Below are 16032 nucleotides of genomic sequence, written 5' to 3'. Positions count from 1 at the left end.
TGGGGACGTTGTATGAAAAAAAATAAATGGATCTTGCCGGCAGCCTGTGTGCTGGCTGCGGCAGCCGCTCATATTTTTTTCTTAAAAGAGTGGTCGGAAGGCCGCTATATGACGGGGTCTGGAGACGGGATCGCCCAAATGGCGGTCTTCAAAAAGCTGCTGTTTGATCAATATATGAACGGCAGGCTGTTTTACAGCTATTCGTTCGGACTGGGCGGGGGAGTGTACAGTCAGCTCGGCTATTATTTCTCTACTTCTTTTCTATTCCTGTTTATCTCCGCCGCTGTCCGCTTTTTGCAGCTTATTCAGCTGACGGGTGAGGCTGATGCGCTGTTTTGGGCACAGGCCTCCGTTTTTATCAGCATCGCCAAGCAGAGTTTCATCATATTCATGGCGGCGTATGTGTTCCGCTATTTCGTCAAACGGACGGTGCCTGCTTTTGCCGGCGCCGTGTTGTACGGGGTCTCGATTATCTACTTCCGGCACGAGGTGTATTGGGACTTTTTCACTGACAGTATGGTGTGGCTGCCGCTGCTCGTGCTCGGCGCGGAAAAAATCATCAGGGAAAAAAAGCCGGCGTGGTTTATCTTCGCCTGTGCGCTGACATTGATCAACAACTTTTATTTTGCGTATATTAATCTGATTTTCATCGGCATTTATATCTTATTCAGGTGGATGATCCCCCTTGAAGGCAATGAAGCGAAAAGGCTCATTCAATGCAGGATATTTATTCTGTCGGGCCTTCTCGGGTTCGGCATAAGCGCAGTTTCCTTTATCCCTGTCGTATACGGATACCTTCATAATCTGCGGCCGCCGTATTCTGACCATATTGCATGGCTTGATTTTTCCGACAACATTTTATTTTCAAGCCGGATAATCATTCTGCCGGCGGTTTTTTTACTTTTTCTATTTACATTTTCTTTATATAAAAACCGGCTGTTCCGGCTGTTTGCGGGAATCAGTCTGCTGTACATTCTGTTTCACTTCAGTCCGTTTGCGGCAAGCGCCTTTAACGGTTTTTCAGCTCCGCAAAACAGGTTTGAATACGTCCTGTGCTTCACGATTGCAGGAACGGTTGCAGCAGGGCTTTCTAAGCTTTCAGACATCAGCATGAAGAGTATGCTGATATCCGCCGTACTCGCCGTTCTGCTCTATTGGAGCCAAGTGAGACGGTTCAGCCTGGATATTTCTGATCAGGCCAACCTGCCTATCCTGCTCCTTCTGGGGCTGACCATTGCCGCTTTCCTTGCAGCAAAGACAAGACTGAAAGGCGCGGTGCCCGCCGTCTATGCCGTCATTCTCTTGACGGCGGTGCTGACGGCTAATACATATGAAAAATATGCGTTATCAGAAGGCGGGAAGATTTATACGGTATCGCATACCTTTATGACGGGTCCTGACTATAAGGGCAAAGAACAAACAGAGCTCATTCAGCGCCTGAAAGAAAAAGACCCTGATCCGTTTGCCCGTTTGGATTGGATGAACGGTGTTTTCAATAACACCCCGATCATATACGGGTTCAACGGATTCAGCGTATACTCAAGCATACTGAACAGCAATCTGCTGTCCTTTTACTGGAACGACCTCCGGATTGACATGGGCAGAGAAAGCGTCAGCCGTTATGCGACATTAGGAAACAGGGCTAATTTATACAGCCTGCTTTACGGAAAATATTATATGACGGAAAAAACTAACGGGGCCGGCGTGCCGTACGGGTTCAAAAAAATCATGGAATCATCCCATTATGCGGTTTATCAAAATCAATATATGCTTCCGTTCGTACGCACAGCTGATCGCGTATATAACGAGGACGGTCTGAAAAAAGCGCCCGCCCTTGCCAGAGAACGGGCAATGCTTGACGGGATCATCACGGAATCAAGCGCAGCCAACACGAAAAAAGCGCCTGAGGCGAAAAATATGATCCGTCAGGCAAAGGTAACGGCCGACCATGCCGATTATCAAGACGGCATCCTGACGGTAAATGAAGACGGCGGCGGCCTGATCATTACGCCGCAAGCCGCTAAGATGGACGGCGGCGATTATTACGTCAGCTTTTATTTGAAGAATAAAGCGAAGGACCAGGGCTTTACATTAAAAGTGAACGATTACACAACAACGAGAAAATCGAATCAATCCATTTACAAAACAGGTGTCAACGATCTTGCTGTCAGAGTGCCGAAAACAAAAAACATCCAAATCCGTCTGCCGAAAGGATCGTATCAGCTTGACAGGCTGGCGCTTTACGAAGAACGGTACGATACGCTGAAAAACGCATACCGAAAAGCGGAAAAAGAACCGCGGGCCGATCTCAGATGGCGCGGAAATACGCTTCATATCTCGTATGAAAACAAAACCAGCGCGCCGTATATCATGCTTCCGATTCCATATGAAAAAGGCTGGGAGCTGAAGATAAACGGCAGAAAAGAGCAGATTGAAAAAGCGGATTATTCCTTCATCGGATTTAAAGCGCAAAAAGGAAAAAACGATATTCAATTAACGTATTACCCGCCGTTTTTTAAACCCGCGGCCGCTCTATCGGTGATCAGCCTCGTGTTTGCCGCATTATATGTGAGAAGACAAAAAAAGCCCGGCTCTTAAACAGAGCCGAGCTTTAATTTTTTCTGCAGTTTTTCCTCGCTGAAAATCCAGCCCGTGTAGGAAGAGAGAAGCTCTAAATCATGACTGAGGTGGACGATGGCGACAAAAGGATAGTGGCCTTTGCTCCGGTAGCGCAAATCAATAAAGCGCACCTCATAATGATCTTTAAAAGTATCGACCTCCCACCTGTAAACGGGGGAAAATGAAAGAAAGGCTGCAATATTTTCGTCCTGTTTCGCGGCCTTCATCACATCGGTTTCCGGAACGGGCACGCGGTTGAATGTATCCAATATCACGACATGGCCGTCAAGGCTTCTGCCGACATAAAAGGCATGCGCCGTCGTCACGGCGATACGCCATTGCCTGAATTTCATCGTCGGCGAAATAATGATGGTTTCAATCTCCTCTTCAATCATTTCGCGCAGCCTTCGCTTTATCCGCAGCTGCATCAAAAACCGGACGGCGTAATATCCTGCGAGGATGATATAAAGCATCAGAAATGTCACGCCCGGATGACCTCCGATATACCACACGGCAATCGCGGCCAAATGGCTGACGAAAATAAACGGATCAAAGGTATTGATTAAACCGAGAGCGATCCATTTTCTCGAAAACGGGCGGATGGCCTGTGTGCCGTACGCGTTAAAAATGTCAACAAACACATGCAAAACGACAGCCAGAAGCGTCCACAGCCACAGGTGCAAAAAGTTCGCTTCCGGATAAAACATAAACAAAATGCCCGGAATCAGAACGGACCAAAATAATACGGCGGGAATGGAGTGCGTGAATCCTCTATGATTTCGAATATAAACGGCATTATTTTTCAGCTTCAATATGGTATCAATATCAGGTGCCTGAGAGCCGGCAAGCGCGGCGATCATTACTGCCTGAGACATGGGGGTGTGCATGCCGACGGCAGGATCAAGAGTTGCGATTCCGCCAAGCGCGATACCCATGACAACGTGAGTGCCAGTATCCATTGTTGACCTCCTAGCAGGCGTTAAAAATCAGCCGCCCGCATATTTCGCATTATAAGATATTCCCCATTTTCTGTTTGCCCAATCATGGCGTTTATCCGCCGTTCTCATATGTTTCCGCTTTTTCTTTATCACTATTTAATGTAACATATTATCGTAACGTGCCCTTAGTTTACACCAAAATACAGTGTCAAGAAAAGCGGAACCCGAAACATCTGAGGAGAAGATATGAACGCACTTGAAGAAAAAATGAAACAAAAAGATATAGACAAATTTCGCGAGGACTTAATTACATGGTTCGAAAGAGAACAGAGAATTCTGCCGTGGAGAGAAAATCAGGACCCGTATCGGGTGTGGGTGTCAGAGGTGATGCTGCAGCAGACGCGCGTAGATACCGTCATTCCTTATTTCCGGCGGTTTGTTGAGCAATTTCCGACCGTTTCGGCGCTCGCTGAAGCCGATGAGGAAAAAGTGCTCAAAGCCTGGGAAGGGCTAGGTTATTACTCCCGTGTAAGAAATCTGCAAAGTGCCGTAAAAGAAGTACATGAGCGGTACGGGGGAGTCGTCCCTGCCGGGGAAAAGGAATTTGGCGGACTGAAAGGCGTCGGCCCTTATACAAAAGGCGCCGTGCTCAGCATCGCATACAACAAACCGATTCCCGCCGTAGACGGCAATGTGATGCGTGTCATGTCGAGAATTCTTTCCATATGGGACGATATCGCAAAACCTAAAACCAGAACCATTTTCGAACGGGCGGTATCCGCTTTCATTTCTCATGAAAAACCATCTGAATTCAATCAGGGTTTAATGGAGCTCGGCGCGATCATCTGCACCCCGAAATCACCGTCATGCCTGCTTTGCCCCGTACAAAAGCACTGTTCGGCATTTGCGGAAGGGACAGAGCGGGAGCTGCCCGTTAAAAGCAAAAAGAAAAAGCCCGGAATAAAAACAATGGCAGCCGTTGTGCTGACAGACGAACAAGGCGATGTCTATATTCATAAACGGCCGCCAAAAGGCTTGCTCGCCAACTTGTGGGAGTTTCCGAATACCGAAACCCAGAAAGGAATCAAAACCGAAAGAGAGCAGCTTGAAGCCTATTTAGAAAAAGAGATGGGAATAACCGCTGAAATCGGGGAGCTGGAAGGCATCGTAGAACATGTTTTCACCCATCTCGTCTGGAATATTTCGGTCTTTTTCGGTAAAGTAAAACAAGTGTCGGATACAACGGAATTCATACGGGTCACAAAAGAGGAGCTCAAGGAATACGCATTTCCCGTTTCCCATCAAAAGATATGGAAAATGGCGGAAGAAAGCGGCCGCTAAAAAGCGTCAGTCATAGCTGACGCGAGTGCCGTGGCCGTAATCCGCTTCATTCCGTTTCAGTCCGCCGCGGGCTTCGATTTCCTGAATCAGTTCCCGGTATTTGGACTGGCCTTCTTCGTTTAAATACGGCATAATTTGCTGGAAGGCATGATGGAAATAGGCGAGCTCTGAATCTCTCCAATCTTGTTTGGGCATCATGGCCAATTCGCCCATATCACGTCCGACATACATATAAAAGACCCCTTTCAACAGATATTGCTTTTATTGTTTGTTGAATGAAAAGAACTATACACAGCAAGGAGCTGAGGAAAAATGGAACAAAATAAATGCGCACTGATCACGGGAAGCAGCCGAGGCGTCGGGAAAGCAGCCGCCATCAGACTCGCGGAAAAAGGATACAATATCGTCATCAATTACGCCCGCAGTAAAAAAGCGGCATTAGAAACCGCCGAAGAAATTGAAAAACTCGGCGTTAAAACGCTCGTTATTAAAGCTAATGTCGGCCAGCCGGCAAAAATCAAAGACATGTTCCGCCAGATTGACGAAACATTCGGCAGACTGGACGTGTTCGTCAATAATGCGGCTTCAGGCGTGCTGAGACCGGTTATGGAACTCGAAGAAACACACTGGGACTGGACGATGAATATCAACGCGAAAGCATTGCTTTTCTGCGCCCAGGAAGCGGCAAAGATGATGGAGAAAAACGGAGGCGGCCACATCGTCAGCATCAGCTCGCTCGGCAGCATCCGCTATCTTGAAAACTATACGACGGTCGGTGTCTCAAAAGCCGCTTTAGAATCGTTAACCCGTTATCTGGCGGTTGAGCTTTCTCCGAAAAACATCATCGTAAACGCGGTGTCAGGCGGAGCGATTGATACGGACGCGCTGAAGCATTTCCCTAACAGAGATGAACTGCTGGAAGATGCCCGCCAAAATACGCCGGCCGGCAGAATGGTCGAGATTAAAGATATGATCGACACGGTGGAGTTTTTAGTTTCTTCAAAAGCGGACATGATCCGCGGCCAGACCATCATTATTGACGGCGGACGCTCTCTGCTCGTATAAGTTTTAAAAAAGATGAATAGCCTTATCGTCTCCTGCGCATTCTAAAGTGCGTGGAGGTGATAACAATGGCAAACTCAAAATACAGCAAAACAGACGTTCAGCAGGTGAAAAGACAAAACCAGCAATCAGCTTCCGGTCAGGGTCAATACGGCACTGAATTCGGCAGTGAAACTGATGCGCAGCAGGTTAGAAAGCAAAACCAATCTGCTGAACAAAACAAACAGCAAAACAGCTAATCACTGAAACGAAAAAGCACTTCATCTTCGGATGGAAGTGCTTTTTTCTGTTGCTAAAACGACAAAACTTGTGATTCCTCTACAGAATGAGTCAAAGGGTTTTCCGGCGTAAAATCGAAATGGTAAGGAGTATCAACCTAAAGCCTAAGGAGGAACCCGATGTCAGAGTTTGAAAAGCTTGTAAGTGAACAGATGAAAATCATGGATCAGCTTCTCGAGCTGCAGTCAGAACTTGACCGCTGCCGGCAGGTGGAAGCGGAACTCATCAGTCTGGAAAGAGATGCAAAGCTGGACAATGTACAGGACGAAATTGCGACAAAGCGAAAAGACCTGGCCGGCATACAGGAGTTATTCCAAAGGCAGACAGAGCAAGTCATCCAGTCTTATCGCAGCACGGAAAAGCCGTCTTCCTATGTGCAGAAATGAATGTGCCATTCCGGAAGCGGAGTGGTTCTTTTATTTTCATTTTTTAATTCGTAACGTTATAATAGTGAAAAGACTTGTCGGAAAGCAATTGCGGCTGCATTGACTGCAGGGCTTTACAGAAAGTAGGGGAGAAATATGGGATATCCCAAGGAAGGAGAAACCATTCAAATTCACAGCTATAAGCATAACGGGCTGCTTCATCGAATTTGGAATGAAACGACGATTTTAAAAAGTACGGAATTGTGTATCATCGGAGCCAACGACCGGACAATGGTGACGGAATCCGACGGACGGACGTGGGTGACGAGAGAGCCGGCGATCTGCTACTTTCATGCCCGTCAGTGGTTTAACGTCATCGGAATGCTGAGAGATGACGGGGTACACTATTATTGCAACATCAGCTCGCCGTTCGCTTATGACGGAGAGGCCATCAAATATATTGATTACGATTTGGATGTCAAGGTGTTTCCGGATATGACGTATAACATTCTTGACGAGGATGAATACGATGACCACCGCAAATCAATGAATTACCCTAAAGAGATCGACAGCATTCTGAAGGAGTATCTGAATACGCTGCTGCATTGGATTCATCAGCGGAAAGGACCGTTTGCTCCGGAATTTGTTGATATGTGGTATGAACGGTATCTGCGCTATACAAAATAAAGAATACAATAAAAAACCTGTTGGGGTGTCAACAGGTTTTTCACATGGGCTCACACGCCTTAAAGAGAGAGGGGGATAAAGTGTGGGCGTAATCAGACGCTATATGCAATTTGTAAAACCTTATAAAAAACAAATTTTTATCACAGTGTTAATCGGCATTATAAAATTCTCCATCCCGCTGGCTCTCCCGCTTCTGTTAAAATACGTGGTCGATGACATTATTCAAGGGAGCGGAACGGCAAGCGCTAAAACATCATCGCTATTCACGATAATGGGCATCATGTTCGTGCTGTTTTTAATTCTGCGTCCCCCGGTAGAGTACTATCGGCAATACTTCGCGCAATGGACGGGCAGCCGGGTGCTCTACGATATCAGGGGGGGATTGTTTGATCATATTCAAAAATTGAGCCTGAGGTTTTATGCCAACACGAGAACGGGCGAAGTCATTTCCCGGGTGATAAATGATGTCGAACAGACAAAAGACTTTGTCATAACGGGACTGATGAATATCTGGCTTGATATGATGACGGTGCTGATCGTCATCTGTATTATGTTTACACTCGATGTGAAGCTGACATTGATATCTGTCATTTTGTTTCCGTTATACGGAATTTCAGTGAAATACTTTTACGGCCGTCTCCGAAAACTGACACGTGAGCGTTCTCAGGCACTCGCCCAAGTTCAGGGACATTTGCACGAAAGAGTTCAGGGGATGCCCGTTATCAGAAGTTTCGCCATTGAAGATTATGAACAAGCCAATTTTGATGAAAAAAACGGACATTTTCTGGACAAAGCGATCCGTCATACGAATTGGAACGCGAAAACGTTCGCAGTTGTGAATACCATTACGGATTTGGCGCCGCTGCTTGTTATCGCGTTTGCGGGTTATTTTGTCATAAACGGCCCGCTTACGGTAGGGACGATGGTTGCGTTCGTCGGCTATATTGACAGAATGTACAATCCGGTCAGAAGATTGATCAACTCATCGACGACGCTGACCCAGTCGATCGCTTCAATGGACCGCATATTTGAATTTATCGACGAGCCGTATGAACTGACTGATAAACCGAATGCACTAAAAGCTGACGGCATTAAGGGTGAAGTTGAATTCCGAAATGTCTCGTTCCGTTATGAGGAAGGAAAAGAAACGATTTTGCAGGACGTTTCCTTAAAGGTGACAAAAGGGGAAACCGTCGCGCTCGTCGGGATGAGCGGCGGCGGAAAATCGACGCTTGTCAGCCTCATACCGCGTTTTTATGATGTATCCGGCGGCAGCCTGCTGATTGACGGCGCGGATATTCGCGATTATGAAGCGAGAAGCCTCCGCAATCAAGTCGGAATGGTGCTTCAGGATACGTTTCTGTTCAGTGAGACGATTCGTGAAAATATCGCTATCGGTAAACCGGGAGCGTCTCTGGATGAGGTGGTTGCGGCTGCGAAAGCGGCAAATGCCCATGAATTTATTATGAACTTCCCCGAAGGCTACGAAACCAAAGTCGGCGAACGGGGCGTCAAATTGTCAGGCGGGCAGAAGCAGCGGATTTCGATCGCCCGTGTATTCTTGAAAAATCCGCCGCTGCTGATCTTGGATGAAGCGACATCGGCTCTTGATCTTGAAAGTGAACACTACATTCAGGAAGCGATGGAAAAGCTTGCGAAAAACCGGACGACTTTTATCGTCGCCCACAGGCTGTCCACGATTACGCACGCGGATAAAATTGTCGTCATGGAAAACGGCGCCGTCGTCGAAACCGGCACGCACGAGGAATTAATGGCCCAAGGCGGCCAGTACAGACACTTATTTACGATTCAGAATTTGAACTGATACAAAAACGTATGCCGTCCGAATGGGCGGCATACGTTTTTTGAATGCAAAAAAACCCGGTTTTACGGAAGCACCGGGTTACTCTTCGTCTGTTTCTAATTCGCTGTCTTTCGGGTGGTATGTCTGAAAACTCGTAATTAGTGTATCGAGATGCTCCAGCTGCTCGCGGTATTCCGCAACCGCAGCCATAATGCTGAGCATATTGTAATCAAGCAGTTCATCCTCGCAGTTCTGCTGATTTTTCAAGAAAGACTTCGTCAAAAGCTGTTTATATCTTATGCTTTCTTCAGCATCGTCATCATGCGGTTTGATCTTGCCGACCGTCCGCATCAGAATCCTTTCGTGCCAATGAAGCAGATAATCAATTTCTTCTGTCAGCGTCTCCTGAAATTCCTCCGGCATATGATAAATCTCGTTTTCATAGCGGTGCAGCTTTTTCAGCGTATCAAGCGCCCGATTTGCCGTAATAATCGCCTGTCTGAATAAAACAAGCTTGCGCGACTTTACATACGTCGTTTTCTTAAAGTAGCTTCTCTCCTCTTTATAAAGAAGGTACGTATGATCAAGCTTCATCATTTTTTCCTTCAGCTTCTCAATATCCTCTTTCAATATCGAGTGTTCCGTAGACTGACGCATCGTCAGCCTGATCCATTTCATGATCTCATCGGTATATTCAACCGTATGATGAGTCAGCTTCGTTTCGTATTTCGGCGGAAGAAACACAAGGTTCACAATAAAAGAAGACAGCACGCCTAAAATAACGGTGCTTGTTCGTATCAGAGCGAACGTCAGGAAGCTGTTTCCCGGTGTTTCTAAAATCGCGATAACCGTCACGAGCGCAATCGAAATGGTGTGTTCAATTTTCAGTTTTAACATGATCGTGATGACAATCACTGCGGTCAATCCGATCATAATCGGACTCGGTCCGAAAATCAGTCCGAATACCGTAGCGATGACAGCGCCGATGATATTTGCCTGAACCTGATCAATAATGATAAGAAAAGACCTGTAAATAGAGGGCTGTATGGCAAATATAGCTGCAATCCCGGCAAAGATCGGCGACGGAAGTCCGATCCATGATGCTAAGTAGAGCGCGAGCGTAATCGCAATCCCTGTTTTAAAAATGCGGGCACCAAGTTTCATTGGTTTGTGCGTGCATTCCTTTCTCTAATAAATTATGTGCCGAACGAACGGCTGACACTTACATTTCCCTGTCGGCTGATTTGCTAAACAATAAAGTAATATACAGGGATCATACCAATTATTCAAGGTCTTTTTTTGAAAAAACCATTATCTCACAAATCGGACAAAAAGAAAAAGCGGAAGCCCCGGGCTCCCGCTTGTTTCAGAAGTTATTTTTTCATATGTCTGAACGCATCTTCAACGGCTTGTAAAGTGGCGTCGATATCCTCTTCAGTATGTGCGGTTGTGATAAACCAAGCTTCATACTTCGACGGAGCGAGATTGATGCCGCGTTCAAGCATCAGCTTGAAGAACTTGGCGAATGCTTCTCCGTCCGTATTTTCCGCCTGCTCGTAATTGACGATTTTTTCATCAGTGAAGTAAACCGTGAGCGCGCCTTTTAAACGGTTGACGGTGATGGTAATGCCATGTGTCTCCGCATGGGCGAGAATGCCTTGCTCAAGTCTGGCGCCGAGCTCATCAAGCCGCTCGTAAACGCCTTCTTCCTTCAGCACTTCCAGGCAGGCGATGCCTGATAGGATAGATGCCGGGTTTCCGGCCATCGTGCCGGCTTGATATGCCGGGCCGAGCGGAGCAACCTGCTCCATGATCTCTTTTTTGCCTCCGTAAGCGCCGATCGGCAAGCCGCCCCCGATAATTTTACCGAGCGCTGTTAAATCAGGCTTCACTTGAAGAAGATCCTGCGCGCCTCCGTACATAAAACGGAACGCCGTGATCACTTCATCATAAATGACGAGCGCGCCCGCTTTATGGGTCAATTCATTTACCTGTTCTAAAAATCCTTCTTCAGGTTCAACGATGCCGAAGTTGCCGACGATCGGCTCGACGAGAACCGCTGCAATTTCTGAACCCCATTTATCCAGCGCGGCTTTGTAGCTTTCAATGTCATTGAAAGGAACGGTAATGACCTCATTGGCGATGCTTTTCGGCACGCCGGCGGAATCAGGGGTGCCGAGCGTAGACGGGCCGGAACCCGCAGCGACAAGTACGAGATCAGAATGGCCGTGATAGCAGCCGGCGAATTTAATGATTTTTGTGCGGCCTGTATAAGCGCGTGCAACCCGGATCGTTGTCATCACCGCTTCAGTGCCTGAGTTTACGAATCGTACTTTATCAAGTGAAGGAATGGCCTCCTTCAGCATTTTGGCGAAAGTGACCTCATGTTTGGTCGGCGTCCCGTACAGCACGCCGTTTTCCGCCGCTGTTTTAATCGCTTCAGTAATATGCGGATGGGCATGTCCGGTAATAATCGGACCGTAAGCCGCTAAATAATCGATATACTGATTCCCGTCTACATCCCAGAAATAAGCGCCGTTCGCTTTTTCCATCGCAACGGGTGAACCGCCGCCTACCGCTTTATAGGATCTGGACGGGCTGTTCACGCCTCCGACGATATGCTCTAACGCTTCCTTATGAAGTTCAACTGATTTTGTATACAAAAAATGACCCTCCTAATATCTCCTTACATCATGTTCTATTGTAGCATGCTTCATTGCGAGCACAACGGGTTCATGCTTCCAGAAAAGAGCCGGGGGATAACGGTTGTAATCTTAACGTGAATTGGATACGCTTAATAAAAAACCCGGAGGTATAAGAAATGACGATTGAAATCGGACAAACAGCACCGGATATGAAATTAGTGAATGACAGCGGGGAAGAAGTAGCATTGACGGATTTTAAAGGGAAGTACGTCGTTCTCTATTTTTATCCGAAAGACATGACACCCGGATGCACGACGGAAGCATGTGATTTCCGTGATCAGCACGAAAGTTTCGCGGGACTTGATGCGGTTATCATCGGAGTAAGCCCTGACAGCCGTGATAAACATGAAAAATTTAAGCAAAAACACGATCTTCCTTTCCAGCTCCTCGTTGATGATGAGCACAAACTGGCGGAAGCTTTTGATGTGTGGAAGCTGAAGAAGAATTTTGGGAAAGAATATATGGGTATCGAGCGATCCACTTTTTTGTTAGACAAAGAAGGCCGTCTTGTGAAGGAGTGGAGGAAGGTAAAAGTGAAAGATCACGTTGCCGAGGCGCTTCGCGAATTGGAACAAATTGCGTCTAATTAATGGACAAATGCTGAACTCACGGGGTTTTCTTCAGATTACATTTGACAGGAGACCGGAAAAAGATGTACACTAATTATAAACATTATAAAGTAAGAATCTTTTTTAGAAGAGAGGTGCATGACGGATGGCTGCACATGAATTAAAAGAAGCCTTAGACACGTTGAAGGATACGGGAGTCCGGATTACTCCTCAACGTCATGCCATTCTGGAATATCTCGTGGATTCTATGGCACATCCGACAGCGGACGATATATATAAAGCCTTGGAAGGGAAATTCCCTAATATGAGTGTTGCGACAGTGTATAACAATTTGCGTGTATTCCGGGAAGCGGGGCTTGTAAAGGAACTGACGTACGGAGATGCGTCCAGCAGATTTGACTTTGTCACCTCTGACCATTATCACGCCATTTGTGAAAGCTGCGGAAAAATCGTGGACTTCCATTATCCCGGGCTTGACGAAGTGGAACAGCTTGCTGCTCACGTCACAGGGTTTAAGGTAAGCCACCACCGTTTGGAGATTTACGGCGTCTGCCAAGAATGTTCCAAAAAAGAGAACCACTAAACGAAGCTGACCGCTTTGATACGGTCAGCTTCGTTTATTTTACACTGTTTTTTCTGTTATAAGACTCATCGAACGCTTGGCCTTCCAATCCTTTATCCAATGTAAGAGGCTCTCTGCAATGCATGCACATATCCACTCTGCCCAGAATCTTCGTTTCTTTCTCGCAAGCGGGACACATCACCCGGACCGCTTTTGTGGACAGCATACCGATCCAAAAATAAACGGCGGTGCTGAGTCCGATCGACAGCAGGCCGAGAATCATAAACAAGCTGGCAAGCAAAACAGACTGCTTAAAGAACAGCCCGATGTACATAATGATAAACCCAACGAAAACCAAACTTAACGCAAACGTTCTGATCTTATTAATTTTGCTTGAGTATTTCGCCATGTCCATCCCCCTCTCGTTTAACTATAGCACAAAACAGATGGCATATTCTTCATGTTTTCGTAAGAAAAGGGAAGAATAAATATGGCACCTGAAAGGAAATTTGTTATAATAGTGCAATGTGTTTAGAAAAAAGGACTTTCATGTTTTATCATAGAAATGTAGAAACAATAGCTAGTGAAACAATCGCATTGGAGGAATCGTAATGGACAATCTTCTCCGTCCAATTTACCAAGAAAGAGCAAGTCATCCCGATACGCTGGCCGTCCTTATGATTGAGAGAAGGAGTAAAGCATCATCCATCACGGATAACTTTGATGCGGTCATGCTTGTCATTGTCAAACAGGCTGATGAACCTCTTTTTATAAAGCATTATGAATTCGAACACAAAACCGCTTCTTTACATATTGTAACGGATGCTCTGCTTCAGGAATGGATTCTGCTTGGGACAAATAGAAGAGTCATAGATTGGATCATCAACGGCAAAGTGCTGTTTGACCGCAATGAATATATATCTGAACTCAATGACCGGCTCAGCACTTTTCCTTTCGCCGAGCGGAAATTAAAGATCGGAATGGAATACGGCAAGCTGATCAGAAGATTTGTAGAAGGAAAAGCGTTTTTTGAAGCTGATCATTTTCTGGATGCATATTATGCGGTAGTGCACGCTCTTCACCACTTGGCCCGCATAGAAGTGATTGACCGGGGGTTTTATCCCGAAACGACAGTCTGGAACCAGGTCCGTCACATTGAGCCGCAGGTATATAAGCTATATTCCGAACTTGTCGAGAGTCACGAAAGCTTGGAGAAAAGGCTCGAATTATTATTCTTAGCAAATGATTTTCTCATCCATTCAAAAGCTGAAATCGGTTCTGCGCACCTTTTTCAGGTGATGAAAGAAAAAGAAATGTGGCAGTTTGGAGAATTGCTTCAGCACCCTGAACTGGTGCACTTCACCCAAGATCTCGGTGTCATGCTTGATTACCTGACGGAAAAAGGCTTTGTTGAAGTATCCCAAATAGAGACCAAAGGGCAGGAAGTATATCATCGAGGATATTCTTTCAAAAAAAGTGTTGACGCTGAATCATAGGCATGGTATATTATTAAACGTCGCTGATGTGCTTCACCAAAAAGCTCGCAGCGGCGGAGAAATAAAAACAAAAAAAACATTTGACAGCAAATCGCTGAAATGTTATACTGAAAAAGTCGCCTCGAGATGAGGTTGAGATGATCTTTGAAAACTAAACAAGACAAAACGTACCTGTTAATTCAAAGTTTTAAATAAATCGCACAGCGATGTGCGTAGTCAGTCAAACTACTTTATCGGAGAGTTTGATCCTGGCTCAGGACGAACGCTGGCGGCGTGCCTAATACATGCAAGTCGAGCGGACAGATGGGAGCTTGCTCCCTGATGTTAGCGGCGGACGGGTGAGTAACACGTGGGTAACCTGCCTGTAAGACTGGGATAACTCCGGGAAACCGGGGCTAATACCGGATGGTTGTCTGAACCGCATGGTTCAGACATAAAAGGTGGCTTCGGCTACCACTTACAGATGGACCCGCGGCGCATTAGCTAGTTGGTGAGGTAACGGCTCACCAAGGCGACGATGCGTAGCCGACCTGAGAGGGTGATCGGCCACACTGGGACTGAGACACGGCCCAGACTCCTACGGGAGGCAGCAGTAGGGAATCTTCCGCAATGGACGAAAGTCTGACGGAGCAACGCCGCGTGAGTGATGAAGGTTTTCGGATCGTAAAGCTCTGTTGTTAGGGAAGAACAAGTGCCGTTCAAATAGGGCGGCACCTTGACGGTACCTAACCAGAAAGCCACGGCTAACTACGTGCCAGCAGCCGCGGTAATACGTAGGTGGCAAGCGTTGTCCGGGAATTATTGGGCGTAAAGGGCTCGCAGGCGGTTTCTTAAGTCTGATGTGAAAGCCCCCGGCTCAACCGGGGAGGGTCATTGGAAACTGGGGAACTTGAGTGCAGAAGAGGAGAGTGGAATTCCACGTTGTAGCGGTGAAATGCGTAGAGATGTGGAGGAACACCAGTGGCGAAGGCGACTCTCTGGTCTGTAACTGACGCTGAGGAGCGAAAGCGTGGGGAGCGAAACAGGATTAGATACCCTGGTAGTCCACGCCGTAAACGATGAGTGCTAAGTGTTAGGGGGTTTCCGCCCCTTAGTGCTGCAGCTAACGCATTAAGCACTCCGCCTGGGGAGTACGGTCGCAAGACTGAAACTCAAAGGAATTGACGGGGGCCCGCACAAGCGGTGGAGCATGTGGTTTTAATTCGAAGCAACGCGAAGAACCTTACCAGGTCTTGACATCCTCTGACAATCCTAGAGATAGGACGTCTCCTTCGGGGGCAGAGTGACAGGTGGTGCATGGTTGTCGTCAGCTCGTGTCGTGAGATGTTGGGTTAAGTCCCGCAACGAGCGCAACCCTTGATCTTAGTTGCCAGCATTCAGTTGGGCACTCTAAGGTGACTGCCGGTGACAAACCGGAGGAAGGTGGGGATGACGTCAAATCATCATGCCCCTTATGACCTGGGCTACACACGTGCTACAATGGACAGAACAAAGGGCAGCGAAACCGCGAGGTTAAGCCAATCCCACAAATCTGTTCTCAGTTCGGATCGCAGTCTGCAACTCGACTGCGTGAAGCTGGAATCGCTAGTAATCGCGGATCAGCAT

The 16032-nt window shown here is 46.9% G+C and carries 14 protein-coding genes, 1 rRNA gene and 1 pseudogene (1 of these 16 only partly in view); 11 read left to right on the top strand and 5 right to left on the bottom strand.

Features of this window, described 5'->3' with window-relative positions:
- Positions 1-12: 12 nt before the first annotated feature.
- Positions 13-2598, top strand: a complete 2586-nt coding sequence (locus C5I45_RS15315; RefSeq protein WP_107994486.1) for a YfhO family protein — start codon at positions 13-15, stop codon at positions 2596-2598.
- Here the strand turns inward: C5I45_RS15315 and C5I45_RS15310 are convergent.
- The gene (locus C5I45_RS15310; protein WP_003155481.1) at positions 2595-3578 is read right to left on the bottom strand and encodes a metal-dependent hydrolase; all 984 of its coding nucleotides are present in this window, start codon (positions 3576-3578) and stop codon (positions 2595-2597) included. The two genes, C5I45_RS15315 and C5I45_RS15310, sit on opposite strands and share 4 nt — an antisense overlap.
- A gap of 225 nt (positions 3579-3803) precedes the next feature.
- Here C5I45_RS15310 and mutY point away from each other — a divergent pair, with 225 nt between their 5' ends.
- Entirely contained in the window at positions 3804-4898 is a 1095-nt protein-coding gene (mutY, locus tag C5I45_RS15305; protein ID WP_058906653.1) for an A/G-specific adenine glycosylase, read from the top strand.
- 6 nt (positions 4899-4904) lie between these two features.
- Here the strand turns inward: mutY and C5I45_RS15300 are convergent, their stop codons facing one another.
- A complete protein-coding gene (locus C5I45_RS15300; RefSeq protein WP_003155479.1) occupies positions 4905-5129 on the bottom strand; it encodes a hypothetical protein in 225 nt (74 codons plus the stop codon).
- Between the two features lie 81 nt (positions 5130-5210).
- Here C5I45_RS15300 and fabL point away from each other — a divergent pair, with 81 nt between their 5' ends.
- The 5 genes and pseudogenes from fabL to C5I45_RS15275 all read left to right on the top strand — a co-directional run bounded on the left by fabL (position 5211) and on the right by C5I45_RS15275 (position 9116).
- Positions 5211-5963 (top strand): enoyl-[acyl-carrier-protein] reductase FabL, encoded by a 753-nt coding sequence (gene fabL / locus C5I45_RS15295; protein WP_003155478.1) that lies wholly within the window; start codon positions 5211-5213, stop codon positions 5961-5963.
- 83 nt (positions 5964-6046) lie between these two features.
- A pseudogene (locus C5I45_RS15290) lies at positions 6047-6199 on the top strand (gamma-type small acid-soluble spore protein); the annotation flags it as partial.
- A gap of 159 nt (positions 6200-6358) precedes the next feature.
- Entirely contained in the window at positions 6359-6625 is a 267-nt protein-coding gene (locus C5I45_RS15285) for a YgaB family protein (RefSeq protein WP_003155476.1), read from the top strand.
- A 135-nt stretch (positions 6626-6760) separates the two neighbouring features.
- The gene (gene ntdP, locus C5I45_RS15280; RefSeq protein WP_003155475.1) at positions 6761-7291 is read left to right on the top strand and encodes a nucleoside tri-diphosphate phosphatase; all 531 of its coding nucleotides are present in this window, start codon (positions 6761-6763) and stop codon (positions 7289-7291) included.
- An 82-nt stretch (positions 7292-7373) separates the two neighbouring features.
- Positions 7374-9116, top strand: a complete 1743-nt coding sequence (locus C5I45_RS15275; protein WP_141235050.1) for an ABC transporter ATP-binding protein — start codon at positions 7374-7376, stop codon at positions 9114-9116.
- A 78-nt stretch (positions 9117-9194) separates the two neighbouring features.
- On the opposite strand, the gene C5I45_RS15270 is transcribed toward C5I45_RS15275, so the two are convergent.
- Positions 9195-10259 (bottom strand): aromatic acid exporter family protein, encoded by a 1065-nt coding sequence (locus C5I45_RS15270; RefSeq protein WP_003155468.1) that lies wholly within the window; start codon positions 10257-10259, stop codon positions 9195-9197.
- A gap of 209 nt (positions 10260-10468) precedes the next feature.
- Positions 10469-11758, bottom strand: a complete 1290-nt coding sequence (locus tag C5I45_RS15265) for a glutamate-1-semialdehyde 2,1-aminomutase (RefSeq protein WP_007408567.1) — start codon at positions 11756-11758, stop codon at positions 10469-10471.
- 158 nt (positions 11759-11916) lie between these two features.
- Between C5I45_RS15265 and bcp the strand changes: the two genes are divergently transcribed.
- Together bcp and perR are read left to right on the top strand one after the other, a co-directional pair.
- On the top strand, positions 11917-12390 hold the full coding sequence (bcp, locus tag C5I45_RS15260) for a thioredoxin-dependent thiol peroxidase (RefSeq protein WP_003155466.1): 474 nt from the start codon (positions 11917-11919) through the stop codon (positions 12388-12390).
- Between the two features lie 124 nt (positions 12391-12514).
- The gene (perR, locus tag C5I45_RS15255; protein WP_003155465.1) at positions 12515-12952 is read left to right on the top strand and encodes a peroxide-responsive transcriptional repressor PerR; all 438 of its coding nucleotides are present in this window, start codon (positions 12515-12517) and stop codon (positions 12950-12952) included.
- 34 nt (positions 12953-12986) lie between these two features.
- On the opposite strand, the gene C5I45_RS15250 is transcribed toward perR, so the two are convergent.
- A complete protein-coding gene (locus C5I45_RS15250; protein ID WP_003155464.1) occupies positions 12987-13340 on the bottom strand; it encodes a YgzB family protein in 354 nt (117 codons plus the stop codon).
- Positions 13341-13542: 202 nt separating this feature from the next.
- On the opposite strand from C5I45_RS15250, the gene C5I45_RS15245 reads away from it, so the two are divergent.
- Positions 13543-14427 (top strand): nucleotidyltransferase-like protein, encoded by an 885-nt coding sequence (locus tag C5I45_RS15245; RefSeq protein WP_003155463.1) that lies wholly within the window; start codon positions 13543-13545, stop codon positions 14425-14427.
- 230 nt (positions 14428-14657) lie between these two features.
- A 16S ribosomal RNA gene (locus C5I45_RS15240) occupies positions 14658-16032 on the top strand; it runs 179 nt beyond the window's last position.

It is taken from the genome of Bacillus sp. ZY-1-1 (assembly GCF_003047165.1).
Classification (GTDB): domain Bacteria; phylum Bacillota; class Bacilli; order Bacillales; family Bacillaceae; genus Bacillus; species Bacillus velezensis.
Note: the sequence above shows the minus strand (reverse complement) of the source record. Positions and strands in the feature narration are given on the sequence as shown.